This is a genomic window from Corynebacterium tuberculostearicum (assembly GCF_030229345.1).
In the GTDB taxonomy this organism is placed as follows: domain Bacteria; phylum Actinomycetota; class Actinomycetes; order Mycobacteriales; family Mycobacteriaceae; genus Corynebacterium; species Corynebacterium tuberculostearicum_G.
In genome coordinates this window covers 11,638-36,391 of the sequence record NZ_JASPGP010000012.1, presented here as the reverse complement: position 1 = coordinate 36,391, position 24,754 = coordinate 11,638, and the positions used below count along the sequence as shown (strand labels likewise).

Annotated in this window: 22 protein-coding genes, 2 tRNA genes and 1 other RNA gene; 17 read left to right on the top strand and 8 right to left on the bottom strand. The window is 65.5% G+C overall.

The window, feature by feature from the left end:
• Positions 1–96: 96 nt before the first annotated feature.
• Positions 97–960, top strand: a complete 864-nt coding sequence (locus QP884_RS08985) for an acyltransferase family protein (protein WP_434736461.1) — start codon at positions 97–99, stop codon at positions 958–960.
• 2 nt (positions 961–962) lie between these two features.
• The gene (locus tag QP884_RS08980; RefSeq protein WP_284821778.1) at positions 963–2,009 is read left to right on the top strand and encodes a trypsin-like serine protease; all 1,047 of its coding nucleotides are present in this window, start codon (positions 963–965) and stop codon (positions 2,007–2,009) included.
• Here QP884_RS08980 and QP884_RS08975 read toward each other — a convergent pair.
• Positions 2,006–3,034: a prephenate dehydrogenase gene (locus tag QP884_RS08975; protein ID WP_284821776.1), complete on the bottom strand. Its 1,029-nt coding sequence runs from the start codon at positions 3,032–3,034 to the stop codon at positions 2,006–2,008. The two genes, QP884_RS08980 and QP884_RS08975, sit on opposite strands and share 4 nt — an antisense overlap.
• 39 nt (positions 3,035–3,073) lie before the next feature.
• Between QP884_RS08975 and QP884_RS08970 the strand changes: the two genes are divergently transcribed.
• From QP884_RS08970 to tgt, 6 genes are all read left to right on the top strand, one after another.
• A complete protein-coding gene (locus QP884_RS08970; RefSeq protein ID WP_005323176.1) occupies positions 3,074–3,553 on the top strand; it encodes a tRNA adenosine deaminase-associated protein in 480 nt (159 codons plus the stop codon).
• Positions 3,554–3,578: 25 nt separating this feature from the next.
• On the top strand, positions 3,579–4,010 hold the full coding sequence (locus tag QP884_RS08965) for a nucleoside deaminase (RefSeq protein WP_284821823.1): 432 nt from the start codon (positions 3,579–3,581) through the stop codon (positions 4,008–4,010).
• A 51-nt stretch (positions 4,011–4,061) separates the two neighbouring features.
• On the top strand, positions 4,062–4,262 hold the full coding sequence (locus QP884_RS08960; RefSeq protein WP_284821775.1) for a CsbD family protein: 201 nt from the start codon (positions 4,062–4,064) through the stop codon (positions 4,260–4,262).
• A gap of 91 nt (positions 4,263–4,353) precedes the next feature.
• Positions 4,354–4,441 (top strand) — tRNA-Ser (locus QP884_RS08955).
• A gap of 202 nt (positions 4,442–4,643) precedes the next feature.
• Positions 4,644–7,232, top strand: a complete 2,589-nt coding sequence (locus tag QP884_RS08950; RefSeq protein WP_284821774.1) for an MMPL family transporter — start codon at positions 4,644–4,646, stop codon at positions 7,230–7,232.
• Between the two features lie 2 nt (positions 7,233–7,234).
• On the top strand, positions 7,235–8,479 hold the full coding sequence (gene tgt / locus QP884_RS08945; RefSeq protein WP_284821773.1) for a tRNA guanosine(34) transglycosylase Tgt: 1,245 nt from the start codon (positions 7,235–7,237) through the stop codon (positions 8,477–8,479).
• On the opposite strand, the gene QP884_RS08940 is transcribed toward tgt, so the two are convergent.
• Complete coding sequence (locus QP884_RS08940) at positions 8,464–9,138, bottom strand: queuosine precursor transporter (protein ID WP_179387271.1); 675 nt, start codon at positions 9,136–9,138, stop codon at positions 8,464–8,466. The two genes, tgt and QP884_RS08940, sit on opposite strands and share 16 nt — an antisense overlap.
• A 33-nt stretch (positions 9,139–9,171) precedes the next feature.
• On the opposite strand from QP884_RS08940, the gene gluQRS reads away from it, so the two are divergent.
• From gluQRS to QP884_RS08925, 3 genes are read left to right on the top strand one after another with little or no spacing between them, the layout of a single operon-like run.
• Positions 9,172–10,065, top strand: a complete 894-nt coding sequence (gene gluQRS, locus QP884_RS08935; RefSeq protein ID WP_150851312.1) for a tRNA glutamyl-Q(34) synthetase GluQRS — start codon at positions 9,172–9,174, stop codon at positions 10,063–10,065.
• Between the two features lie 11 nt (positions 10,066–10,076).
• The gene (locus QP884_RS08930; RefSeq protein ID WP_284821771.1) at positions 10,077–11,657 is read left to right on the top strand and encodes a cation:proton antiporter; all 1,581 of its coding nucleotides are present in this window, start codon (positions 10,077–10,079) and stop codon (positions 11,655–11,657) included.
• A gap of 10 nt (positions 11,658–11,667) precedes the next feature.
• On the top strand, positions 11,668–12,003 hold the full coding sequence (locus QP884_RS08925; RefSeq protein ID WP_086588628.1) for a hypothetical protein: 336 nt from the start codon (positions 11,668–11,670) through the stop codon (positions 12,001–12,003).
• A gap of 76 nt (positions 12,004–12,079) precedes the next feature.
• Here QP884_RS08925 and QP884_RS08920 read toward each other — a convergent pair.
• A tRNA-Ser gene (locus QP884_RS08920) sits at positions 12,080–12,168 on the bottom strand.
• Positions 12,169–12,347: 179 nt separating this feature from the next.
• On the opposite strand from QP884_RS08920, the gene ffs reads away from it, so the two are divergent.
• The 6 genes from ffs to recR all read left to right on the top strand — a co-directional run bounded on the left by ffs (position 12,348) and on the right by recR (position 17,835).
• An RNA gene (ffs, locus tag QP884_RS08915) (signal recognition particle sRNA small type) lies at positions 12,348–12,446 on the top strand.
• 60 nt (positions 12,447–12,506) lie between these two features.
• Positions 12,507–13,778 (top strand): aminotransferase class I/II-fold pyridoxal phosphate-dependent enzyme, encoded by a 1,272-nt coding sequence (locus tag QP884_RS08910; RefSeq protein ID WP_284821770.1) that lies wholly within the window; start codon positions 12,507–12,509, stop codon positions 13,776–13,778.
• A complete protein-coding gene (locus QP884_RS08905; RefSeq protein WP_284821769.1) occupies positions 13,732–14,322 on the top strand; it encodes a hypothetical protein in 591 nt (196 codons plus the stop codon). Before QP884_RS08910 ends, QP884_RS08905 begins: the two co-directional genes overlap by 47 nt.
• A gap of 18 nt (positions 14,323–14,340) precedes the next feature.
• Positions 14,341–16,677, top strand: a complete 2,337-nt coding sequence (locus QP884_RS08900) for a DNA polymerase III subunit gamma and tau (protein WP_284821767.1) — start codon at positions 14,341–14,343, stop codon at positions 16,675–16,677.
• Between the two features lie 62 nt (positions 16,678–16,739).
• Positions 16,740–17,108, top strand: coding sequence for a YbaB/EbfC family nucleoid-associated protein (locus tag QP884_RS08895; protein ID WP_005327377.1), 369 nt, complete (start codon positions 16,740–16,742; stop codon positions 17,106–17,108).
• Positions 17,109–17,178: 70 nt separating this feature from the next.
• On the top strand, positions 17,179–17,835 hold the full coding sequence (gene recR / locus QP884_RS08890) for a recombination mediator RecR (protein WP_005323161.1): 657 nt from the start codon (positions 17,179–17,181) through the stop codon (positions 17,833–17,835).
• 24 nt (positions 17,836–17,859) lie between these two features.
• Here the strand turns inward: recR and QP884_RS08885 are convergent, their stop codons facing one another.
• The 5 genes from QP884_RS08885 to QP884_RS08865 form a co-directional block, all read right to left on the bottom strand.
• Complete coding sequence (locus tag QP884_RS08885; protein WP_284821766.1) at positions 17,860–18,963, bottom strand: HNH endonuclease signature motif containing protein; 1,104 nt, start codon at positions 18,961–18,963, stop codon at positions 17,860–17,862.
• A 109-nt stretch (positions 18,964–19,072) separates the two neighbouring features.
• Positions 19,073–19,846 carry a type 1 glutamine amidotransferase gene (locus QP884_RS08880; RefSeq protein WP_179387277.1) on the bottom strand — a complete coding sequence of 258 codons (774 nt, stop codon included), beginning with the start codon at positions 19,844–19,846 and terminating at the stop codon, positions 19,073–19,075.
• The gene (locus tag QP884_RS08875) at positions 19,839–21,116 is read right to left on the bottom strand and encodes a Mur ligase family protein (RefSeq protein ID WP_284821765.1); all 1,278 of its coding nucleotides are present in this window, start codon (positions 21,114–21,116) and stop codon (positions 19,839–19,841) included. Before QP884_RS08875 ends, QP884_RS08880 begins: the two co-directional genes overlap by 8 nt.
• A gap of 27 nt (positions 21,117–21,143) precedes the next feature.
• A complete protein-coding gene (locus QP884_RS08870; protein ID WP_350309251.1) occupies positions 21,144–22,445 on the bottom strand; it encodes a DNA polymerase III subunit epsilon in 1,302 nt (433 codons plus the stop codon).
• Positions 22,446–22,643: 198 nt separating this feature from the next.
• Entirely contained in the window at positions 22,644–24,728 is a 2,085-nt protein-coding gene (locus tag QP884_RS08865) for a hypothetical protein (RefSeq protein ID WP_284821763.1), read from the bottom strand.
• Positions 24,729–24,754 lie beyond the last annotated feature (26 nt).

The following is a 24,754-nucleotide window of genomic DNA, read 5'->3' as shown; positions in this document are numbered from 1 at the left end:
CGACGCGTTCCCCTCCGTCTTGAAGGAGAACGCTAGGTGTTAGCACGCTCGCGCATCGTAGGGCTCGATATAGCCCGCTCACTTGCGATTATCGGCATGATAGTTTTGCATATGGCTTCCTTGGTGTGGCATACCAAGGTCATCCTCAATGGCTTGCCCGCAGCACTATTCGCCGTTCTGGCCGGCGTCACGTTGATGCTTATTTCCCGCGATTTCACGGTGACCACGTTCCTGCGCATCATCGCCCGCGGATGCATAATTACGATTATCGGTCTGGCCCTGCTGCCCGTGGGCGGCGAGATTCAAATTGTCCTCGTGGTCATCGGCATCACGATGATCCTGGTGTCCTGGGTCCCGCCGCTGCGCTGGTGGTGGAAGCTCCTGCTCCTCGTCGCTGCCACCGCCGCCGCGACCATAAAATATGCGCCGCTGACCCTTCCGCAGGTCTATCCGCTGCTGGCCTATTGTGCCTATTTCCTTGCTGGCATGCTGCTCTATGAGGTCTATATCCGCAGCTCTCGTGCCGCTGCCCAGTGGGTGTCCACCGGCATCGCGGCGGCCGTTGCGGCAGCCGGCTTTTACTTCCGCTTTACCCCGGATATGCCAGGCTGGCTGCGTTTTACCGGCCACACCGGCGTGCTTGGAGAGATTGTCCTATCCATCGCCGTCGCCGCTATCGTCCTGCACTTATGCCTGCTTATCGGTCGAGCGGTGCCTAAGCTGGCGTATCCCTTTGCTGCGTTGGGGGCGATGTCGCTAAGCATCTACATCCTGCATGTGCTCACCGCTTACTACTGGCAGAGCCACGTCTCCCTCCACAACACCGGGTGGGCCTGCGCGTTTATCGCCCTCTTCCTCGTCCTCGCGAGCCTATGGCGCCGCCTGATAGGGAAGGGGCCGGCCGAATGGGCCGTCGCTAAGACCATCGCCATCGCCGTTCCTGCCGGAAAGAAGGACTAATCATGCAGCACAAAATCTTCCCCGCCCTGCTTACTGCGGGCATCGTGGCATTAACCACTACCCCTGCCAGCGCCCTCGAGCACGGCGAGCCGGCCCCAGACTCGGCGGAGGCTCGCACCGTGGCGCAATTGAAAATCGGGCGCGTGGGCAGCTTCGGCGATTGCACCGGCACCCTGGTGGCCGCCCAGTGGGTGCTCACCGCCCGCCACTGCCTCGAGTCCGTCAACAACGAAGGCACGCAGGCCCGCATCAATGGCACCACCTACGATGCAGATTCGTGGGCGCTATCCCCGCTTTCCGACGCCGCCCTTCTCCACCTCACCGCCCCCGTCACCGACACCACCCCGGCCGAGATTTCCACTCACGTGCCAGAACCCGGCCAGCGCGGCACGCTTTACGGCTGGAGCAGCAGTTCCTCGATGGCGCGTCGCGGCCAGCTGCCGCAGGCGGAGATGGAAGTGGCCGAGCTCCTCGGCGCCGGCCCTGCCGGATCCGCTAACTCCCCTGAACCAGGTGCCGCAGACGCTGCCGAAGGGGTCGCCGAGGATGGCGCCGAAGTTGCTGCCGAGGATGCCGCTGGCGGAGAAAGCATTCCCGCGGCCGAGGCCATGCCGGGGCTCAGCGCACCGGAGGGAACAGAAAGTGTGCCGGCCGGCGAAGCGATGCCGCTGATTGAAAGCGCGATCCTCGATGTGCACTCCACCGGCCGCGCCGGCATGCAGGGCGGCGACTCCGGCGGGCCATTCTTCGTCGACGGAAAGCTTGCCGGCTTGGCCACCGCGGGAACGGCGAATGGGGATCCGGACTTGCCCTCGCCAAGCGCGGCAATCACCACGCTGGCCGGCACCAAGGACTGGATAGAAGGCGTGGTGAGCGGCCGCGATAATGACGCCATCCTTTCCGCTGAGACCACCCCTGAACCGCCAAAAACCCCGCAGACCAGTGCAGATCGTGCAGGGCTTTATGCGGGCATAGTCGCCATCGGCCTGATCGCCGCCGCGGTGCTGGCGCGGATTCCCCGCCTGCGCAACCGCGGCCGCAAGGGCTAGAAAATCTCGATGCGTCCGCCCAGGGACTCGGATTGGCGCAGCTGCGCCACCCACTTCGGGCCGCCTGGGTGCAGGCGCAGTACCGGGCGGGAAGAAATCTTGATCGGGGAGACCGATTCCTTGCGCGCGCCGGAGCGGGCATCGATGCGGGTGCGGGCGCGGTAGCCGGCGTCGGTAAGCTCAGCGATGGAAGGCTCGGGGGAGGCGAGCTTCTCGCGGGCATCGCGCAGCAAGTCCATGGCCTCGTCCAATGCCTCCACCAACGCCGGCGCATTGGTCTCGCACATCTGCTGCACCAGCTCCGGGTGCGTGCCGGCCACGCGGGTAGCGTCCTTGAAAGAACCGGCAGACAGGGACTGTGCCAGGATTCCGCCGTTATCGCCCACCACGGCGAGGATCTCCGCAAAGACGTGCGGCAGGTGGGAAATGCGCGCCACCGCGGCATCATGATTAGCCACGCGGATAGGCACCGCCTCCGCGTGCACCATCTGGGTCATGCGCACGACCTCGGTGAAGGTCTCAATCCACTGCTTCGGAATCTTTTCCCCGCGCGCCTCACACTCGGCGGCGTAGTCATAGGTAATGCCCCACGCCGCGCGGCGGAACAGGTCCTTCTGCGAGTTATCCCACCCGGACTGGGACGTGCCCGCCATCGGGTGGCCGCCCACATAGCGCGACTCCATACCGCGCTCCAGCACCTGTTGGCGCACGGCCGTCTTAACGGAAACGACGTCCGTAATACCGCAGCTCGGCGCGTGCTCCTGAATGGCGTCGAGCACCTCGCCCACCGCGCCCATAGGCACGGCTATGACAATGAGCGCGTTCTCCGTTTCCGCGCGGGTCAAAATCGTCGGAAGATCATCGGTGACGTCAAAACCCTGCTTTACTGCAGTGCGGGCGCCAGAAGTGGAGTGGTTGTAGCCAAAAACGGGGTGATTGTATCCGGCGAGATCGCGCAGCAAAGAGCCGCCGATGAGGCCGAGGCCAATAATGCAGATGGGGCGTTGAACATCTTGAGAACTCACGATGACAATTGTGGCACAACACGACTAATCTCACGAGGTATGAGCAACGAAAATTACTCCTTCGCAGTAACCGTCGCCCGCAACGCGGGCCAATGGCTGGTGCGCAGCTTCAACGATGACTTTGAGGATCCGCAGACCTCCATCAATGCGGTGCGCAGCCTGCGTTCCGAGGGCGCTGCGTTCGCGCTGCTGTGCGTGGAGGATGCCTATTTTATTGCCGTGCGCCCGGTGCCGGGCGGGGTGAAGATGCTCATCTCGGACGCCACCTATGGCGTGGACGATGACTTCGCCGCCGATTTCATGGATATCAACGATCATGAAATCCCGGATGTGGACCCCGAAGAGGCCGATCCTTATGGCGAGGGCGATTTCGATATCTTCGCCGACCTTGGCCTATCCGAGGACCAGGTGGGCTACATCATTGACAATGATGAAGACTGGCCTTCCGATATGTTGCTGCGTATCGCCGGCGAGCTCGGCTTTGGCGATGAGTTGGAAGACGTCATTGATAACGCCTGAGCCCCTGCTGCGCGCTGAGGCTCGGATGCGCCGTGCCCTCGACGTCGCCAAGCGTACGCCGGCCGGCGACGTCCCCGTGGGTGCGGTGCTTTACGACGCCGCCGGAACCGAACTTGCCACCGGCGTCAACCGCCGCGAGGAGCTGGCGGACCCCACCGCCCACGCCGAGGTCGAGGCCATTCGCCAGGCCGTCCGCGTGCACGGCGATGGCTGGCGGCTTTCCGGCTGCGAACTCGTGGTCACCCTGGAACCTTGCGCCATGTGTGCCGGTGCGCTGCAGGCCGCGCGGGTGTCTTCCGTAGTCTTCGGCGCCTTTGAGCCCAAGACGGGCGCGTGCGGCTCGCTTATCGATGTCCTGCGTGCCCCCACCGCCCCCTTTACCCCGCAGGTCCGCGGCGGCGTGCTCGAAGAGGAGTGCGCCGCCGGGCTCCGTAAATTCTTCGACGGCCTGCGCTGAAAGTGCGTACACTGGTGGTCATACAACAACCGTCTACTCAAAGGAGTGAACATGGGCGATTTGGAAAACAAGAAGGATGGCCTTGTAGGCAAGGCAAAGGAAGCCTACGGCGAAGCTACCGACAACAAGGACGTAGCTAACGAGGGCAAGGCCGACCAGGTCACCTCCGAGGCTAAGGACAAGCTGTCTGACGCTGCCGACGGCATCAAGGACAAGGCCAACGAGGTTATCGGCGGCCTGAAGGACGACTAATCCTCGCCCCTCGTTTCCGCATTTCGCTGCGCTGGCACCCCGCCGGCGCAGCGATTTTGTCGCTCGGGCCCACTCCCGTAGTCTGGAACGCGGTGGCGTGTCCGAGCGGCCGAAGGTGATCGCCTCGAAAGCGATTGTTGGGTAACCCCCAACCGCGGGTTCAAATCCCGCCGCCACCGCACCGGGATCCCGGCCTGTTTGCGCAGGTCGGGATTTTCTTTTGCCCAATTTTCCGGCAGGCGCGGGGAATCCGGTCGGCTGGCCGCCAGCTGTGAAAACTGGGACGCAGGTGGCTTCGCGATAGGGGATTAGAGGGTATGGCCACTACACTAGGGCAAAGTTCAACCCGTCCCCCACGCGAATGCGAAGGTACATCTACCCGTGGCTAAACTGCTTTATCGTCTTGGGCGCTGGTCTTTCCTCCATAAGTGGAAGGTCATCGTGGCATGGCTGCTGCTGCTCGCCGCCGTCGGCGGTGCCGCCGCCTTGTTGATGAAACCGATGACGAGCGAGTTCTCCATCAAGGGAACCCCGTCCATCGATGCCACCTACAAGACCATGGACCTCTTCCCAGAGGGAGGCAACCCTGCCAACTCGCCCTCGGTCAACGTGGTCTTCAAGGCCCCAGACGGCCAGAAGCTTTCTGATCCCGCAAACCGCGAGGCCATCGACGCCACCATCTCCTATCTCGAGGACAACCTAGAGATGGGCGATACCATGCGCTTTGGCAACCCGCTTGAGGTCTCGCCTCGCCTGCAGGACCAGGTCATCCACCAGTTCACGGATATGGGGCTACCGGAAGCATCCGCCCGCGCGGATGCGGACAACCTCGCCATGGTCAATGATGACGAGACCATTGCCTATACCACCTTTAATTTCGACGCCGAGTCGCCCTATAGCGTGGAACAGGCCGACAAAGACACCGTTACCGACGCAATGAATATTGCCCGCGACCGCGGCCTCACGGTAGAAGGCAATGGTGCCGGCTTTGGCGATGAGATCGCAGTCAATTCCACCTCTGAGATCATCGGCCTGGGCGTCGCCTTCCTCGTGCTCATTTTCACCTTCGGCTCGCTGGTGGCCTCGGGAATGCCCTTGGTGTCCGCCGTCATTGGCGTGGGACTCGGCGCGCTGGGCATGTTTATTGCCACCCACTGGATTGAGCTCAATAACATGACCCCGGTTCTGGCCATCATGATCGGCCTGGCTGTGGGCATCGACTATGCGCTGTTTATTCTTTCGCGCTACCGCGCCGAGCGCCGCCGCATGGACGGGCCCGATGCCGCAGGCATGGCGGTGGGTACGGCCGGCTCCTCCGTGGTCTTTGCCGGCGCGACGGTCTTTACCGCGCTCTTCGCGCTCATCATTGCGCGCATTGGCTTCCTCACGGCCATGGGCTTGGCCGCCGCCGGCACCGTCGCGATCGCCGTCTTGGTCTCGCTCACGCTCATCCCTGCGATGCTGGGCTTGCTGGGCGATAAGGCCTTCAACGGCCGCATCCCCGGCGTGGCCGGCAATCCGACCCGCAAGGGCAAGCGCCGCCGCGGGCCCACCATGGGCAACCGCTGGGTGCGCTTGGTCCAGAAGGTCCCCGGCCTGGCCATGGCGCTGGTCGTGCTCTCCCTAGGCGCGATGACCGCGCCGGTACTCCAGATGGAGCTTGCCCTGCCGGCCGATACTACGTCGAATCCCGATACCACCCAGCGCAAGGCCGCCGACATCATGTCCGAGGGCTTCGGCCCCGGCGTCAACGGCCCCTTCCTCGCCGTGGTCGATGCCCACACGGTCAACGCGGATGCCGGCGCCCTCGCGCCGCTTGTCGACGCCCAATCCCAGCCCGAACCAGCCCCCGCCCCCGAGGACACTGCACCAGAGGACGGTGCGCCGGAGGGCGTTGAGCCGGAGGACGCAGCCCCTGAGCAGCCGCAGCCGGACCAGCCCGAGGCCGAGGCCGAGCCGGAAATCGCCCCGGCCGCCGAGGTAGTAGACACCTCCGCAGACGCTGCGGACAATTCCTCGCCGGAGGATAAGGCCGCGCTCGCGTCCTTCCTGTACACCGCGGACCAGCTCAAGGGGCTGGGCGGCGTGAAGCACGCGCAGATCGTCGGCCTGAGCCAGGACCAGCGCGCCGCGCAGATCATGGTCACCCCAGAAACCGCGCCGACGGACGCCGCGACGGTCAACGTCGCGCACGCGCTGCGCTCGGCCACCAGCGAGATCGAAGACGCCACCGGTACTGACATCGGCTTGACCGGCCTGACCGCCGTGCAGCTCGATATCACGGAGCGCCTCGAGGAAGCCATGGCGCCGTACCTGGCCATCGTCGTGGGCTTGGCCATCGTGCTATTGCTGTTGGTCTTCCGCTCCATCCTGGTGCCGCTGGTTGCGGGCCTGGGCTTCCTGCTGTCCGTCGGCGGCGCCTTCGGCCTGACCGTCCTGGTCTGGCAGGAAGGCCTGTGGAACCTGGTTCCCGCGCCGGGCCCGCTGATTTCCTTCATGCCCATCTTCCTTATCGGCGTGACCTTCGGCCTTGCGATGGATTACCAGGTCTTCCTCGTCACCCGCATGCGCGAGCACATTTCTCGCCACCCGGAGGGCACCGGCGGGCGATATAACGCCGTCGACGAGGCCACCATCACCGGCTTTACCCAAGGCGCCCGCGTGGTGACGGCCGCGGCCATTATTATGATTTCGGTTTTCGTGGCCTTTATTAATCAGCCGCTGCCCTTCATCCAGATCTTCGGCTTTGCCTTGGCCGCCGGCGTGCTTTTCGACGCCTTCTTTATCCGCATGACCCTCGTCCCCGCCACCATGTTCCTCATGGGCCGCGCGACGTGGTGGATGCCGAAGGGGCTGGCGAAGATTCTGCCCACCCTGGATATCGAAGGCACCGCCCTGGAAGAAGAATGGGAAGCTAAACACGCCACCCCAGCCCCAACCCCTAGCCCTGCACACAAGGAAGAAGAATAAAGATGGACTTGAGTTTCGACGTCGGCAAGCGCCTGCCCGAAGGCCCCGGTAAGCACGGCCGCAGCGGTGTCATCCACACCCCGCACGGTGATATTAAGACCCCCGCCTTCATCCCGGTGGCCACCAAAGCCACGGTCAAGACGCTTACCCCGGAACAAATTCGCTCTACCGGTGCGCAGGCCATCCTGTCGAATGCGTACCATCTCTACCTGCAGCCGGGCCACGATATCGTGGATGAGGCTGGCGGCGTGGCCGAGTTTGAAAACTGGCACGGCCCGACCTACACCGACTCCGGCGGATTCCAGGTCATGTCGCTGGGCGTGGGCTTCAAAAAGGTCCTGGCGATGGACGTTGCGGATCTCAGCGATAAGGACATCCGCGCCGCCAAGAAGGAACGCATGGCGCAGGTGGACGAGGATGGCGTGGATTTTAAATCCGTCATCGACGGCTCCAAGCACCGCTTTACCCCCGAGAAGTCCATGCAGATCCAGCACGGGCTGGGCGCAGACATCATGTTTGCCTTCGACGAGCTGACCACGCTGGTTGATACGCGCACCTATCAGGAAGAATCCGTCGCCCGCACGCACCGCTGGGCCAAGCGCTGCCTGGATGAGCACGATCGCCTCACCCGCGAGCGCGCCCACCGCCCGAAGCAGTCGCTGTGGGGTGTTGTCCAAGGCGCGCAGTACGAGGATCTGCGCCGCCAGGCCACCCGCGGCCTGCTCGACCTCGACCGCGCCGCCCGCGAGGATGGCAAGCGCGGCTTCGGCGGCTTCGGCATCGGCGGCGCGCTGGAGAAGGAAAACCTGGGCACCATCGTCGGCTGGGTCTGCGATGAGTTACCCGAGGACAAGCCGCGCCACCTGCTCGGCATCTCCGAGCCGGACGATATCTTCACCGCCGTCGAGGCCGGCGCTGATACCTTCGACTGCGTGGCACCCACCCGCCTGGCGCGCCGCGGCGGCGTCTACACCCTTGACGGCCGCATGAACCTTACCAATGCGCGCTTCAAGCGGGATTTTGCCGGCGTGGACGAGGAGTTCGGCGGCTACGTATCCGAGAATTACTCCCGCGCCTACCTGCACCACCTGCTCAAGGCGAAGGAATTCCTCGCCGGCACGCTGTGCACCATCCACAACGTGGAGTTCATGATTCGCCTGGTGGATAATATCCGCGCCGCCATCGACGGCGGCTACTACGAGGCCTACCGCGATGAATTCCTCGGCCGCTATTACGCCGGCAAATAGTCCTCGCGCTTCTTCACCCACTTAATGACCGCGGCCGTCACCGGCAGCATGACGGCCTCCATCAGGGTCTTCCACACAAAGCCCACGATGACGTAATTGATGAACCCGCCCACGGTGTCCACGCCGATGACCGGCGCGGCGATGGCGCAAAAGAGCAGCGTATCGCCGAACTCGCCCACCACGGTGGAGGCGATAAGGCGAGCAAAGAGGCCCTTTTCGCCCGAGCGCTTCTTCATGGCAGTCAGCGTCCAAGCGTTGAGGAGCTGGCCCACTAGGTAACCGGCCAGCGAAGCGGCCAGGATCTGCGGCATCAGGCCGAGCGTGGCGGCGAAGGCCTCCTGGCCCTCGTAGAAATCGGCCGCCGGCAGCCAGATGGCGATATAGAAGCACACGGCCGCCAGGATGGCCATCGCAAAGCCGATGTAGACCGCGCGCCGGGTGGATTTGAAGCCATAGCACTCCGAGAGCACGTCGCCGACGATATAGGCCAGCGGGAAGAGGAAGAAGGCGCCGTCGGTCACCAGCGGGCCGAGCTGGACGCCCTTGGTGGCGTTGATATTAGAAATCAGGAAGGTCACCACAAACACGGTGACCAGCCAGGGGTAGAGGGTGGAGCGGACGGGAATGAAGCGCACCTCAGCGCCGTTCGATTTTTCCATGCCCGCCATTGTGCCAGCCCGTAGACTGTGGGCATGAATTCCGCGACCACCGGCGCCGGCCGTTACGCGCCAAGCCCCTCGGGCGATCTGCACTTTGGCAACCTCCGCACGGCGCTTCTGGCGTGGCTTTTCGCCCGGTCGACGGGCAGGCGCTTTGTGGTGCGCGTGGAGGACATCGATAAGCAGCGCTCCTCCCAGGAATCGGCCGAGCGCCAGCTGGCGGATCTGCGCGCGCTCGGGCTGGACTGGGACGGCGAGGTCATCTACCAGCACGATCGCGACGCCGCCTATGAGCAGGCCCTGGCCCAGCTGCCCACCTACGAGTGCTATTGCTCCCGCAAGGATATCCGTGAGGCCTCCCGCGCCCCGCACGCCATTCCCGGCCAGTACCCGGGCACCTGCCGCAACCTCACCGAGGACCAGCGTGCGGCCAAGCGCGCCGAGCTTGCGGCCCAGAATCGCCAGCCCGCCCTTCGCCTGCTTGCCGACGTCCCCACATTCACCATCCACGACGCCCTCCACGGCACCTATACGGGCGACGTCGATGACTTCATCCTGCGCCGCGGCGGCCAAGACACCGGCTGGGCCTATAACTTGGCCGTCGTCGTCGATGATGCCTACCAAGGCATCGACCAAGTGGTCCGCGGTGATGATCTGCTCTCCTCCGCGCCGCGCCAGGCCTACCTCGCCTCGCTGCTCGGCATCGAACCGCCGGAGTATATCCACGTCCCGCTCGTGCTCAATGCATCCGGCGAGCGCCTGGCCAAACGCGATGGGGCGGTGACCATGCGGGAGATGGGAGAGGAGGGGGACGTCGTCAAGCAGCTGGCGGCCTCGCTGGGGTACGAGGCTCACAGTGCCGCGGAGTTGCTCGCGCAATTCGCGCCCGATCGACTCAGCCCTGAGCCTTATATCTGGCGGGGGTAAAATCTGGGCCCATGGAAGTTCTACTGGTGCTCATTGGGCTCATGCTGCTGACCGTGTTCGTCGTCGCCATCGGTGACAAGATTGGGCTGCCGTGGCCGGCCCTGCTGACGATCATCACCGCCTGCGCCGTCTTCGTGCCCGGCCTGCCACAGTTCGAACCGCCCACCGAGCTCATCCTGCCCATCTTCCTGCCGCCGCTGCTGTGGGCGCTGGCCCGGCGCACCTCGTGGGGCGTTATCCGCGAACAATGGGTGACCATCTTGAGCCTGTCCGTGCTGCTGGTGGTCGCCACCACGCTGGCCGTTGGCTTCACGGCCTATGCCTTCCTGCCCGGCATCAGTCTGGCCGCGGCCATCCTCATCGGTGCGGCCATCGCCCCGCCGGACCCCGTCGCCGTTGACGCCGTGGCCGAACCCGCCGGCATTCCGCGCCGCATCATCACCACCTTGCAGACCGAGGGCCTGTTTAACGACGCCGCTTCTATCGTCGCCTTCAATCTCGCGCTGACGGCCGTGACCCAAGGCGATGAGCTTTCCTTCGGCGGCGGCGTGCTCAACTTCTTCTACTCCGCATTCGTCGCGGGCGGCCTCGGCTGGGGCGTCGGCCGGCTGGTGGCGCTGTTTATCACCCACGTCCACGACGTCACTGCGCGCAACGCGCTGACCTGGGTGACGCCGTTTGCGGTCTACCTCATCTCGGAGGAACTCGGCGCCTCCGGCGTTATCGCCGTGGTCATTGCGGCTGTGGAGCTTAATTCCCGTGCCGATATCCAGGCCGAGGACCGCCTGTCCGGCCAGTCCTTCTGGGAGACCATCGAGCTGCTCTTTACCGGCGTGGCCTTTGGACTCATTGGCCTGACGGTCAATACCGCCATCGGGGAGGTGGGCTCGGACCTATGGCACTCCGTGGTGGTGGGCGTCATCTTGTCCCTTGTGGCCTTCGTCGTCCGCTTGGTGTGGATGTACATCTATTACCGCATCAACGTCTCCCGCGGCCGCCCGCGTGTGGCGCCGCTGCGCCTGCAGGAGGTGCTGCTGATGACGTGGTCCGGCATGCGCGGCCTCGTCACCCTGGCGCTGGTTTTGTCCATCCCAGCCGGCGTGTTCAGCTTCCACCACGAGCTTGCCGTTATCGCGCTGACCGTCTTGCTGGTCACGATGGTGGTGCCCGGCCTGCTGCTGCCGTGGCTGATGGAGCGCCTCGACCTCACGGAGGCCTCCCAGATTGCCAGCGATAAGATGCGCGCCGCCGTGGTGAGCCGCGCGCGTGCGGCCAGCATCGATGCCCTGTCGCATTTTAGGCCCGATGGGCATATCGCACCCGACGCCGAAAAGGTCGACCCTGAAATTTCCGCCAACGTTATCAAGTGGTTCGAGGACCGGCTGGGCGATGGCGAGGATGTTTCCGATGATTCCCGCATACATCGCGCCTGGCAGGCCCGCCACGTGGCGTTGGAGGCCCGCCGGACCGCTTTGGCGGCGGCGCAGGAGGAGCTGCTACGCATGCGCGGCGATCGGGCTTATAACCCGGCCATTGTGGACGAGGTGCTCGAGGAAATTGACCGCATGGTCTTGGGCACCAAGCGCCACTAGGCTGGGCGGCATGGATCCCTTCGATTATGCGCAGCTTGAGGACGCGCTGGATTACCTCTACGACTTCCTTGACCAGGACCTAGCGGACCGCGTGCGCGCCGAGCGCGAATTCGTTCCGGCCGGGTTGGAGGGCCTGCTTGCCGACGACTCCCTCGACGACTACGTCTGGCTCTGGATCAAGGACCCAGGCCCGAATGGCTTCCGGCAATACCTGCGCGATGGGGGCTATTCCGAGGCCGAGGTCTCCCAGGCTTTCCTCTGGGCGCGCACCGAGTGGGGGATGAATACGCCGCCGCACGTCGCATGGCTTAAGGCGGATGGCTACGAACCGCCGGTCATCGATTAGCGGCCAGCGCGGCCGCGCGCCCGTATACAACAAAAATCCCGGCTCCATGCTGTGTAGCAGGAGCCGGGATTTCCTGTGGCGGAGGATGTGGGATTTGAACCCACGAGGGGCGTGAACCCCGCACGCGTTCCAGGCGTGTGACATAGGCCGCTAGTCGAATCCTCCGAGAAGAAACATTAGCAGCCGTGGCAATTATTTTACCAATCGCCAGGTCAGGGGCCATTTTCAGCGATCTAAAGCCGTTTTGTGTCGGATGATCCTTGGGTCGCACGCCGGTGGGCGGTGGCGGCCCGTGCGGCCGGAGGCCCATTTGGCTAAACCGGCGCGCGGGCGTTAGAGTATGAGGCAGGATTCCGCGTGGCGTCCATCCTCTGAACTCCCCCAGGGCAGGAATGCAGCAAGGGTCAGGAGGCTCTGGCGGGTGCGCGGGGTCCCCTTTTTGTATGGCGTGCGTTACTATTGGGGGCTAAAAGTCGCCCTATACATGGAAGGTAGACATACGCATGTCGCTTCTTACTTTGGAATCGTCCGAACTCGCGGAGCTCGCCGCCCAGGTCCGTAAGGACTACGAGGACCTTAAGGCTAAGGGCCTGAAATTGGACCTGACCCGCGGAAAGCCGGCCAAGGCACAGCTGGACCTCTCCAATGATTTGCTGGCGCTGCCCGGCCTGGGCCATTACACTGATGCGGCCGGAAACGACCTGCGTAACTACGGCAACCAAAAGGGCATCAAAGAACTGCGCGATATCTGGGGCAAGCTGACCAACATGGACCCAGAGCTGCTCGTGGCCGCAGACTCGTCCTCGCTGAACATCATGTTCGACCTGATTTCTTGGGCGTTTCTCTTCGGCACCAATGATTCCGCACAGCCGTGGAGCAAGGAAGAAAAGCTCAAGTGGATCTGCCCGGTGCCGGGCTACGACCGTCACTTTGCCATCACGGAGCAATTCGGCTTCGAGCTGGTTACAGTGCCAATGGAGGAGGACGGGCCGGATGTAGAGGCCGTCGAAAAGCTGGTGGCGGATCCGGCAGTCAAGGGCATGTGGGTAGTGCCGATGTTCGCTAACCCCACCGGCGCCGTGATTTCTGAAGACAAGGCCCGCCGCCTCGCCCGCATGGAGGCCGGCGCGCCGGATTTCCGCATCGTGTGGGATAACGCCTACGCCGTGCACACCCTGACCGAGGACTTCCCGGAAATCCTGCCGATTCTGGATATCGCTGCGGAAGAAGGCAACCCGAACCGCTTCTGGGCCATGTCCTCTACCTCGAAGATCACCTTCGCGGGCGCGGGCGTGGGCTTCTTCGGCACCTCGGAGGACAACCTCGAGTGGTACCTGGAGCACGCCGGCATCCGCGGCATCGGCCCCAATAAGATTAACCAGCTGGCGCACCACGAGTTCTTCGGCTCTGCCGAGGGCGTGCGCGCGGTGATGCGCCGCCACGCAGCGCTGATTAAGCCCAAGTTCGATGCCGTGCTGCGCATCCTAGAAAAGCGCCTCGGCGAGTACGAGGTGGCGCAGTGGACCAACCCGAAGGGCGGCTACTTCATCTCCCTCGACGTCGTCGACGGCACCGCCAACCGCGTCTGGGAGCTCGCGCGCGATGCCGGCATCCTGCTCACCCAGGCCGGATCCGCCTACCCTTATGGCCAGGACGATAACGACCGCAATATCCGCCTCGCCCCAACCCTGCCGCCGCAGGAGGAGGTCGAGGCCGCGATGGACGGCGTTGCCACCTGCGTCCTGCTCGCCGCCGTGGAGAAGCTGGGGGCCTAAAATCAACGCCGACGAGTCTGCCCTGTGGCTGAGCGAGCTTATCCCGGCGCCGCTGGAGTTCCGCTACGTCGATAAGCGCCGGCTGGGCCTTGCCTCGCTTGCCGACGCCCAATCGCTCGCCCTCACCACCACCTTCAACACCACCGACACCGGCCTGCAAAACCAGGACGACGGCACCGATGTGCGCTGCGAGCTGCTCACGGTGGCGCGCACCGGGCAGCCCGAGGTGGCCGCCGCCATCAACGCCGCGGCTGACACCTTCGAAAAGGCCGACGGCCTGTTGCCGGCGCAGCCGGGCGTGATGCTGCCGTCCATCCTCGATGTCCCAGATATCACCGTGCACCACGGCCTGTTCATTGCGCCGTACCTGTGGGGCGGGCAGACCCCGCAGTTTCGCGAGGAGGGCCGCCTGACCCTCATCTTGCAGTTGGTCATGCTGACGGATTCGGAATATGCGTTTGGGGTAGAAGAGGGCGTCGGCAAGCTGCAGGCGGCGGTGGCCGAGCAGGGCATTGACCTGCTGGACTGGTCGCGCGAGGGTTAGCCGGTAGACTGGCTAACCGTGGCTTTATACCGGAAATATCGTCCAGCAACGTTCGCGGAGGTCGTGGGCCAAGAGCAGGTCACCACGCCGCTATCCGCCGCCCTTGATGCAGGGCGCATCAACCACGCCTACCTCTTTTCCGGCCCGCGCGGCTGCGGCAAGACCTCCTCGGCGCGGATTATGGCCCGCTCGCTCAACTGCGAGCACGGGCCGACCTCGACGCCGTGCGGCAAGTGCGATTCCTGCGTCTCCCTCGCCCCCGGAGGCCCTGGCAACCTGGACGTGACGGAGCTCGACGCTGCCTCGCACAACGGCGTGGAGGACATGCGCGAGCTGCGCGACCGCGCCTACTACGCGCCGGCCGAATCGCGCTACCGCATCTTCATTATTGACGAGGCGCATATGATTTCGCCCTCCGGTGCGAACGCGCTGCTCAAGGTGGTGGAAGAGCCGCCCGAGCACGTCATTTTCATCTTCGCGACCACGGAGCCGGAGAAAATCATTGGCACCATTCGCTCGCGTACCCACCACTATCCCTTCCGCCTGCTGACCCCGCCGGCCATGAAGGGCCTGCTGCAGCGCACCGTTGCGGCTGAGGGCGTACAGGTTGAGGACGCCGTGTACCCCATGGTTATTGAGGCGGGCGGCGGCTCCCCGCGCGATACTTTGTCTCTGCTGGACCAGCTGCTGGCCGGCGCCGGGCCCGACGGCCTGACCTACGACCTTGCCCGGCCGCTGTTGGGCGTCACCGATGTCTCGCTGCTTGACGACGCCATCGAAACCCTCGCCAACCAAGACAAACCCGGCCTCTTCGCGATGGTCGACCACGTCATCGAGGCCGGCCACGACCCGCGCCGCTTCGCCGTCGATTTGCTTGACCGTTTGCGCGATTTGATGATCCTGCAGGCCGTGCCCGGCGCCATCGAGGCCGGCCTCGTCTCCGCGCCCACCGACCGCGCCTCCGTGCTCACCGCCCAGGCGCAGCGCTTTTCCGGCCCGCAGCTGACTTACCTGGCCTCCACGGTCAACGACCGCATCAGCGACCTCACCGGTGCGACTTCGCCGCGCCTGCTGCTGGAAATCATGTGCGCGCATCTGCTTATCGGGTCCACCGGCCCCGCTGGCGCCGGGCCTGCACCCGCAGCGGCTCCCGCCCCCGCCCCCGCTGCCAATGCTGCCGCAGCCTCGCCCGCGCCGGCTGGCCCTGCGACCCCGGGTGGTGCTCCGGCGGCCAACTCCGCCGTCGCCGGTGCTCAAGACCCCCAGTCCGCCGCTGCTGCCATCATCGCTCGCCGCCGCGCCAAGTCCCAGGAGCAGCAGGCTTCTGCCCCTTCGTCTGCTCCAACCTCTGCACCGGCCGCTCAGCCGCAGCCGCAGGCCCCGTCCCAACCGGAATCGCAACCGGATGCGCAGCCGCAGGCGCAACCCGAGCAGCCGGCAGCCGCCGAGGCGCACAGCACGCAGAAGCCTCAGAACCAAGAGCCGCAGCCGAAACCGCAGCAGCAAGAGGCTGGGGACCCGTGGCAGCGTGAGCGGAAAATCCCGCAGGCAGAGGCGCCCGAGCAGCAATCGGCGCAGTCGGCGCAGAGCGAGGCGCCGCACTCAGCGTCGGCTGAGGAGAAGCATCGCGAGCCACTGGAGAAGCCCGTGCCGGCCCGCGCGGAGGAAACTGCGCCGGAACCTGCCGCGCAATCACAGGCGGCGGAGGAGCCGGCGGGCGACTTCGCAGAGGCCGTGAGGGAGAAATGGGTGGCGTTGAGGGGGAGCGTCGGAAAGCGGAATAAGGTGGCCGAAATCATGCTGGCCGAAGCCCGCGTGCTTGGCTTCCGCGATGGCACCCTGACGCTGGGACACACCACCGGCGCGCTGGCCGAGCGCATCAACGCGCCCGCCAATAACGCCGTCATCGTGGAGGTGCTCAAGGAGGAGTTCCAGCGCGATGTGGCCGTGACCTGTGTGGTGGGCACCGACCCGAAGACCGCCGGTTTCGATGCCCCGCGGCCGCCGCAGCGCAAGGAAGCGTGGACGCCGAATCAGCCGGCGCGCGAGCCGGCCGACGACCAGGAGGCGGAGAGTAAGCCGGAAAGCGCGCCCGGGTGGCGCTCGCGCATCGCACGGGCGACGCAGGCCGCCAAGCAGCGCGATGAATCGCAGTTCAGCAACGGCGTGCCGCTTCCGCCCGAGCCTGAGCCGGACTTTGCCGCTCCGCCCGAGGAGCCGCCGGCCTATACCCGCGATGACGAAGAGCGGGACATGATGGAGGCCGCGCAGTCGACCGGCGAGATGGATCATCGCAGCGCTACCGAGGTAGCTATGGAGCTGCTGGAGCGCGAGCTGGGCGCCCGGCGTGCCTAACCGGCAAGCACGGTACACTCGGGCGGTAGCGAAATTTACAGTTGAATTAGAAAGGAAACGACATGGCTGACCAAGACCCAATGCAGCAGGCAAATGACATGAACGATCTCATCGCGCAGGCCGCGCAGGTGCAGGCAGACCTGCAGAAGGCGCAGGAAGAAATCCTCGCCACCAACGTCGAGGGCCAGGCAGGAAACGGCCTGGTTAAGGTGACCATGACCGGCGGCGCCGAGCTCGTGGACCTGCAGATCGATAAGTCCGTCGTGGACCCAGAGGACGTCGATACCCTGCAGGATCTGGTCATGGGCGCGTTCAAGGAGGCCCACGCTGCAGCCGGCCGCCTGGCACAGGAAAAGATTGGCCCGCTGTCGCAGGGCATGGGCGGCCAGGGTGGCCCGTCTTTTGAGGATGTCTTCGGCGGCAACCAGTAGCCCGCGCGATACGATAAAAGGCCGTTGCCCCGGGTGGGGCCGCGGCCTTTTGCTGATTTGGGAGTAATTGATGTTTGAAGGACCTCTGCAAGACCTCATCGACGAGTTTTCGCGCCTGCCGGGCATTGGCCCGAAATCGGCGCAGCGCATCGCGTTTCACGTTTTGCACATGGAGCCCGAGGACATCGAGCGGCTGCAGAACGCGCTGGGCGCGGTGCGCGATGGCGTGACCTTCTGCCGCATCTGCTGCAATATTTCCCGTGAGGATGTCTGCCGCATCTGCATTAATTCGCAGCGCGACGCCTCGACCATTTGCGTGGTGGAAGAGCCGAAGGATATCCAGGTCATCGAGCGCACCGGCGAGTATGAGGGCCGCTATCACGTTTTGGGTGGAGCGCTGGATCCGCTGGCGAATGTGGGCCCGCGCGATTTGAATATTTCCACGCTGCTACAGCGCTTGGGCGGCGTGCTGCCCGACCGCGAGCTGGCGGATTCCACCCCTGAAGCCCCGCTTTACGACGCCACCCCCACCATCCACGAAGTCATTCTCGCCACCGACCCCAATACCGAGGGCGAGGCCACCGCCGCATACCTGGTGCGGTTGCTGCGTGACTTCCCTGATCTGAAGATCACCAGATTGGCCTCCGGCATGCCGCTCGGAGGCGATTTGGAGTTCGTGGACGAGCTCACCTTGTCCCGCGCGCTTTCTGGCCGCCTGACCATTTAGCGCGGGTGAGCGCGCGAGCGCGGACTAAGGCACGGCGGCCGTGGGCCCGGTTCGCGCGCGGCCGGTGAATACCGGCGGGCCGTGCGCTTTGCTGGCCGTCCCGTTATCTGCGCTGCTGTGTATACCGCTGTGGCCGCTATGCATGCTGCTATGCGGGTTGCTAGGCGAAGCGTTGTGCCGGCTGGCGGGCGGGAGCCAGGCGATTCGGCCGTTGACGCGGGCCATGCGGCCGCGGCCCGGCAGGCCGTTGATGGAGTTGTGATATGGGCACAGCAGCGTCATGTTTTCGGGGTGGGTGAGGCCGCCGCGGGAGTATTCGAGGAGGTGGTGGGCTTGGCATTCGGAGGCGGGGCGTCGGCAAGCGGGCCAGGCGCAGCGGGCGCCTTCGGCCTCGAGCATGCGGCGCTGCTTCGCGGAGGCCTGCCGGGTGCGGTAGAGGTTGACCGGGCCGCGCTCGGGGTGGATGAGCGTGAAAAGGCCGGCGCCGGCTAGGGTGCGGCGGACGAGTTCGGCGCCGGTGATGGTCGCGCCATTGGTCATCGCGAGGCGGATGTCATCGCCGTCGCCGGCCAGGATTTTCAGGTAATCCGGCAGCTCGATGATGACATTGGTGGTCACGGTCGCGGGCGCGGCGGCGCGGGAACCGGTGAGCCAGGCCAGCGGGTCGGATTTGGCGGCGGCCCAGATATCGGCCATCTGCGCGGCGGGGCCGGTAAAACTCAGGGTAGTTTTCTCGCCGTGCATGATGCGGCGGCCGCCGTCTTCGCGCTCGGGCGGCGGGTTGATTTCGCGCAGCAGCCGGGTCGCCGCGCGCGAGACTTGTGCGGTGGTGCCGGCGGTGGCGCATAGCTTCTCGCGGAATTGCCAGCGCTTGGTGGGGTCAGAAATGCCGCGCGAGCGGCGGGCGATGAGCGCGAGGGTCTCCAGGCTGTGTTGGTTGCGGCGCGCGGCGGCCAGGGCGCGGGATTGGTAGCGCGAGTGGCTGGTGGGCGAGAGGAAGGCCGCGGCGGTGCGGCGCACGGTGCGCGCTTGGTCCGCGGGCAGGGGCAGGCTGGAGGCGGCGTGGGCCTCTTCGAGAAGTTCCACGCCGCGCTTAGCGATGTCGCCCAGCTGCTCCAGTAACGTCATGCCCCGCAGCCTATGGGCGGGGGCAAGTGGCTACAAGGGGAAGCGGCCGAGCCTGTGGATAACTCGGGGGTTGTGGGGCCGCTGGGCGAAGTTATCCACAGGTTTGAGCCTATCTTTGGGAGCGCGGGGGCTCGGAGGCGTTGAAACGTTCGACGCGCAGGCGGTCGACGGCCGGGATCTCAATCGGTTCGAGGTCCGCGAGGGCCACGCCCATGGCCTGGGCGAGGAGGAGATCCGCCAATTGTGGGTTTCGGGCCAGCGCCGGGCCGTGCATATAGGTGGCGATGACGCTTCCTTGGACGGCGCCTTCGTAGGTGCGCTGGGCGGAGCCGTCGCTGAGGTCGGCGGTGGCGGCCTGGTCGGCATTGCCATTGCCGCGGGTGAGCGTGCCGAGCGGCTGCGCGGAGGGGCCGAGGATGGTGGCGCCGAGGTGGTTTTCGAAGCCGGTCAGCGGCTCGGTGAGGTCCGCGGTGACTCCGGCGCGGGTGGGCTCGGAGGCTACCTCGCCGATGGCGCGGTCCTGCATGCCGGCCGTGGTGGCGTCGAGCAGCCCGACGCCGTCGACGATGCGGCCGGAGGCGCGGAAGGATTCGCCCAGGACCTGCAGGCCGGCGCAAATGGCAAAAATCGGGCGGCCGGCGTTAGCGGCGCGGGTAAGGCCGCCATCGGAAATCAGGTGGTCCGCGGCCAGGATCTGCGCGGTATCTTCGCCGCCGCCGAGGGTGTAGATATCCAGCGTCTCGGGCACGGGCTCGCCCAAGCGGATGGGGTGAATCTCCGCCTCGAAGCCGCGCATGCGGGCGCGCTGGCGCAGGACGAGGGCGTTGCCGTCGTCGCCGTAGGTACCGAGGACGTCGGGAAGCACTAGGCCGATATTAAGCATTGGTGGCCTCCTTGGAAAGCGCCTTCTTCAAATCGCGGAAGGCGGTGTAGTTGGCGAGGACCTCGATGCGGCCCTCCGGGCAGGCGGCGAGCGCGTCCATCGGGTCCGGGATGAGCTCGTGGGAGATATCCGCGTAGACCAAGCGCACGGCCAGGTCGGTGCCGCGCTCGCCCGCGGCCTTGACGCTTAAGCCATTGAAGCCTTCGAATTTCACGTCCCACAGCCAGGACATGTCGATGCCATCGGCCACCTGGCCGTTGGTGGCGATGACCAGGCCATCGGCGCTGCGGTCCACCATGGACAGGGCTTCTTGCCAGCCGGCTGGGTTCTTGGCCAGCAGCAGACGAATGTCGCGGCCCTTCCAGTGAATAGTGGAGTAGCGGCCGGCGACGTCGTCGATGCCCTCGGCGGCCGCAATGGCCTTATCGAGGTCCACACCGAAGCCCTGCACGGCCGCGGCGATGGCTTGGGCGGCGTTGCCCCGGTTCGCGCGGCCGGGCAGCGCCAGGTTCAGCGGGCGCTTGGCGGTCGGGGTGATGATGCCATGCTTATCGACGCCCCAGGTAGGCTGCGGCCGGCGGAATTCGCGGCCGTCGGCAAGCGGCTTAACGGCGTACCAGTCATCCTCGGTGCGCACGACGTGCCCGCCGGTGCGGGGGCAGGTGACGGAATCGCCGATCCAGCCGGCGCCGGCCGAGACCCAAATGACATTCTTGGCGTCATAGGCCACGGAGGTCATGAGCACGTCGTCGCAATTGGCGATGACGAGCATGTCCGGGTGAGCCTCCACGGCGCCGCGCAGGGCGCGCTCAATCTTGTTGATTTCGCCCACGCGGTCCAGCTGGTCGCGGGTGAGGTTGAGCAGAACCAGCGCCTGCGGGTTGAGGTTATCGGCCACGTGGGGCACGTGGAGCTCGTCTACCTCGAGGACTAGGTGCGAGGCGTCTTTGCCGGCCATAAGCGCGGAGATGATGCCGGCGTCCATGTTGTCGCCGCCGTCGTTGGTGGCTACGGTGTGCTCGGCGCGGACCGCGGCGGCCAACATGCGGGTGGTGGTGGACTTGCCGTTGGTGCCGGTAACCAGCACGGCCGGGCGCCCACCGCCCAGGTTGGTCATGATGGAAGGGTCAATGGCATTGGCGATTAGACCACCGATCATTCCGCCGGCGCCACGGCCGGTGGCGCGGGAAGCGGTGGTGGCCAGCTTCGCGGCGGTTGTGGCGGTGGTGGTGCGCAACTTCTTCAGCGCACCCGGGACTCTAAAACTCATGTCCCCTAGGGTAGTCGGGCGGGCGGCTTAGTCGTTCTTTTTCGCCGCCGAGCCGCCAGAATTTCGTCGGCCCCTGCCGCGACCACCGCGGCCGCCGCGGCGCCGGCGGCGCTTGTTGTTCTTGCCGCCGCCCTTTTTGTTGTTCTGCGGCGAGCGTTGGGCGCGCGGCGCAGGCTTGGCGGATTCGGGTTCGGGCTCGGCGTCTTCGATGCGCGTGAGGGCGTCAAGAAACGCGGCGTCCGACATGAGCGGGATGCCCTTGCGGTGGGCATGCATGGGCTTTCCCACCAAGTCCGTGGTGACATTGCAGACAACCAGCGAGGACTCGCGGGTAAGCTTTTCCGAATAATTGAGCTCCTCGCGCATGAGCGCGGCGATGATGGTGTCTGGGTCCTCGAGGATTTCCGGTGCGACCACGATTTCCATGCCGCGGCGCAGCTCCTTGCCCGGTTCGTATTTGCCCGGGTTGTGGTGCTGGACGGGGGCCTCGGCGGCGTCGACGCGCACGTGGGAGCGTTGCAGGCCAAAGCGATCGGCGCGCACGTCCTCCGGCGCATAGCTGCGCACAGTGCCGCCTTCTTGCTGGCGGTAGAGCGCGATGAGCAGCTCGGTTTGCTCGCGCGAGGTTTCTGGCTCGGGCCGGCCGGCGCGCTCCACCGAGGCTTTCGGCGTGGCGTCCAGGCCGCTCTGCTTGGCGACGCCCCCTAAGCGCACATCGTTCGACCGCACCTGCTGCGCATACGAAGTGGCCAAGGTATCGATGATGCGCACCGGCGTGGGGACGTGTCCGACCTTCTGGCGGCGCCGGCGGCCCTTGTTGCGGCCGCGGTTGCGCGCCCGGTTTTGGCGGGCGGCGGCCATCATGGCGCGGCGGGCCTCGGCAACGATAAATCCCCAGGTATAGGGGAGATCGTGGACGATGAGCGTGCGGCCGTCGATAAGCTTGTCCAGCGATTTAAGGATCTTGCCAAAAGCTGGTGCCTGCTCAATATCGGTGGTGCTCAGCCCGTGGAGGTGACGCGGTCCGGCGTCGATATCGGGTTTAAGGACGGCGTGGAAGAGCTGGCCTTGTTCGCCGGCGTCGTTGAAAGCAACGGCGTCGATAGTCACGATGCGCCCGGTGCTGGGGTGGATGCCGGTGGTCTGTAGGGTCAGCGCCACGTAGGGGTAGTCGGCCGCATCGGTGGATGAGTCGGCCTGCTGCGGCTGCTGTGGCTTCTTATTAGCCGTTTCCTGCGCGGCAGGTCGCTCGTGACGGGCAGGCGGGTGCGGCTTCGGCTTCGGTTTTGGCTTGGGCTTTGCGGCGTCTGGTTCGCCGGACGGTCGCACCGCGCGGCGCGGCCGAGTGCGTCGTAGTTCTGCGCCTGGTTTGGGCGCTGTGGACCTGGCCGCGTGGCGCGAAGCCACCGTCGCGGGCGACGGCGCTGGGGCCGACGCCGGCGTGTGCTGCGGGGAGGGGCCAGGTGTGTTGTTCATTAAACTCAGTGTAGTATCCCGCAATTCGCGCAGGGGGACAGGGCGCGCCGCTTAATTCTCCACGACGATGACAATGACCTTCGGCGGGGTTGTTGGCTCTTCGGGCTCCTCAGGTCGCCCCGGTTCCTCCGGCTGCTGCGGTTCTTCCGGCTCGAGCGGTACCAGGGGCACCTCCGGTCCATCCGTTGCGCCGCGGTATGTAGTCGGCAGTGCCGGTTCAGGTTCTACGGTGATCTCTGGTTCTGGCTCCGGGGTGGGCTCGAGCTCAGGGCCAGGAATTGTCGTCGTAGGTGCAGTGGTCTCCGGCTCTGGCGTTGGTTCGAGCTCGGGACCTGAGATAGTGGTATCCGGCGCCGGCTCGGGCTCGGACTCCGAGGTCGGCAACGGAGACGTCGTCGTAGGCGCGGTCGACTCCGAGGGCTTTGGTTCCGAAGACTCAGGCGCTGAGGTGGGCGTAGACGGGTCTGCAGCCTGGGTCGGCTCAGACGTTGGCTCGCTCGTGGCAGAACTGGTGGCGGAGCTGGAAGGCTCTGCGGTCTGCTTTTCCGTCGAGGCTGCGGTGGTAGTTTCAGTCGTCGTTTCCTCGGAAGTTGTCTTTTCCGAGGTAGACGCGCTTGAGGTCGGCAGATCGGACGGCTCGGCAGACTGGGAGGACGAGGAGGTTGCGGTCGGTCCCTTGGCTGCTACCTCGGGTGCGGGTTCCGAGCTGGAGGATGGCGTCGAGGCAGGCGTGGTCCGAGACGGTGCCGGTGCCGGGGCTGGGGCCGAGGCGACGTCATTGGCTGCGGCCATGGCGGCAGCGGTCGCGGCGGAGGCGGCGCGGGAAATTGCCTGGGAATCCTCGCCGTGGTGGCCGCCGCGGGGTTCGCTGTGGTGGCCACGTCGGTTGTCGGCGGCAGGGGCTTGGGCGCGGTCAGCGTGAGGAGAATGCGTCGCGCTGGGCTTCTTCGTGGTTTGCGAAGTGGAGGGGGCGTCGGCAAGCGGGGGCTGAGCTGAGGTACCGCTGGTGGGGCCGGCATCGTGGATGCGCGGCGTGGCGGGGTGCGCGGGGCGCTTGGGGCCATTGCCGTCGAAGTGGGAAGAATCGAGGGAGGAATGGTTGTCTTCCGGAGCGGGCGCGGTGGAATGCGTGTTGGTGTCTGAAAGGGCTTCGTCCTCGCTCAGCAGGTTGGTGGCTACGGTGGCACCGCCACCAACGAGCACGGCGACGCCGGCTGCGGCCAGCAGGTTCGAGGTCACGGCACCGGATGTGCCGGCAGCACCGGCGGCAGAGGTGACGCTGAAACCGCTGGCTGCGGAGGTGCCGGCGGTAGAGACACCGGTAGCGGGGCCGCCGGGGACAGCGGATGCAGCCTGAGCGCGAGCTGCGGTAGCAGCGGACATGATGGCGGTGCCACCGGCGACGACGCCCAAAATTAGGCCCGCGTGGTGCTTGTTGGCGGCGTTATGCGCATAAATGGTGAGCGCGGGGCGGTCATCGGCGTTGTAGTGGAAGTAACCGTGGGCAATGGCGAGGCGGCCGGTCTTGGTGCAGTCGAGGACGGCGGGGGCGATCTCGCGGGCGGCTTCCCGGGGAAGGGAGCCTAAGAAGGTGCTATTGATATAGACGTCGACGGTATTGCGGCGCAGGAAACCGCGGGTGCGCAAAGAAACGAGGTAGTGCTCGTCGGTGTGCGGAAAGGCGGTGACGTCCTTGGAAAACTCCGTCAGCGTGGCGGTGGTCTCGCCGGGCAGCATGGTCCAGCGCTGCGCCGGCGGGTTATTGGCGGGAATGCACAGGTGCGGCGCCGGCAGGAGCAGGTTCAGTGTGGGCCAGTCTTCCCCAGAGGCATCCGTCATGCTCACATGGGCGGTGGCGCGTGGGTGCAGGCCGGCGCTGAGAATCCAGTCAAAGAGGGCGTAGGCCTGGGAATCGGCAGCACTGAGGTGGCCCACAAGGGAGTCATCGATCCGAACCGCGAAGCCTTCCTCGGTAGTGCGGGGGCCGAGTTCCGCGGATAGGTACCCGTCTTCCGCAGCAGCGGACTCGAGCAAGTCGCTGAAAATCTCCGGCGAAACATCCGCAATAGGCAGCTTATGGATCACGCCAAAACCGTGGTCAGGGACCACGTAGGTGGCGGAATCCAGCGAAGTCATTGGGGCCTTTCCATACGAAACAATAG

What these genes read in the sequence shown, in the direction of transcription:
- QP884_RS08985 (WP_434736461.1), top strand. Translation starts at nt 97, where the DNA reads ATGATAGTTTTGCATATGGCTTCCTTGGTGTGGCATACCAAGGTCATC.
- QP884_RS08980 (WP_284821778.1), top strand. Translation starts at nt 963, where the DNA reads ATGCAGCACAAAATCTTCCCCGCCCTGCTTACTGCGGGCATCGTGGCA.
- QP884_RS08970 (WP_005323176.1), top strand. Translation starts at nt 3,074, where the DNA reads ATGAGCAACGAAAATTACTCCTTCGCAGTAACCGTCGCCCGCAACGCG.
- QP884_RS08965 (WP_284821823.1), top strand. Translation starts at nt 3,579, where the DNA reads ATGCGCCGTGCCCTCGACGTCGCCAAGCGTACGCCGGCCGGCGACGTC.
- QP884_RS08960 (WP_284821775.1), top strand. Translation starts at nt 4,062, where the DNA reads ATGGGCGATTTGGAAAACAAGAAGGATGGCCTTGTAGGCAAGGCAAAG.
- tgt (WP_284821773.1), top strand. Translation starts at nt 7,235, where the DNA reads ATGGACTTGAGTTTCGACGTCGGCAAGCGCCTGCCCGAAGGCCCCGGT.
- QP884_RS08940 (WP_179387271.1), bottom strand. Translation starts at nt 9,138, where the DNA reads ATGGAAAAATCGAACGGCGCTGAGGTGCGCTTCATTCCCGTCCGCTCC.
- gluQRS (WP_150851312.1), top strand. Translation starts at nt 9,172, where the DNA reads ATGAATTCCGCGACCACCGGCGCCGGCCGTTACGCGCCAAGCCCCTCG.
- QP884_RS08930 (WP_284821771.1), top strand. Translation starts at nt 10,077, where the DNA reads ATGGAAGTTCTACTGGTGCTCATTGGGCTCATGCTGCTGACCGTGTTC.
- QP884_RS08925 (WP_086588628.1), top strand. Translation starts at nt 11,668, where the DNA reads ATGGATCCCTTCGATTATGCGCAGCTTGAGGACGCGCTGGATTACCTC.
- QP884_RS08910 (WP_284821770.1), top strand. Translation starts at nt 12,507, where the DNA reads ATGTCGCTTCTTACTTTGGAATCGTCCGAACTCGCGGAGCTCGCCGCC.
- QP884_RS08895 (WP_005327377.1), top strand. Translation starts at nt 16,740, where the DNA reads ATGGCTGACCAAGACCCAATGCAGCAGGCAAATGACATGAACGATCTC.
- recR (WP_005323161.1), top strand. Translation starts at nt 17,179, where the DNA reads ATGTTTGAAGGACCTCTGCAAGACCTCATCGACGAGTTTTCGCGCCTG.
- QP884_RS08885 (WP_284821766.1), bottom strand. Translation starts at nt 18,963, where the DNA reads ATGACGTTACTGGAGCAGCTGGGCGACATCGCTAAGCGCGGCGTGGAA.
- QP884_RS08880 (WP_179387277.1), bottom strand. Translation starts at nt 19,846, where the DNA reads ATGCTTAATATCGGCCTAGTGCTTCCCGACGTCCTCGGTACCTACGGC.
- QP884_RS08875 (WP_284821765.1), bottom strand. Translation starts at nt 21,116, where the DNA reads ATGAGTTTTAGAGTCCCGGGTGCGCTGAAGAAGTTGCGCACCACCACC.
- QP884_RS08865 (WP_284821763.1), bottom strand. Translation starts at nt 24,728, where the DNA reads ATGACTTCGCTGGATTCCGCCACCTACGTGGTCCCTGACCACGGTTTT.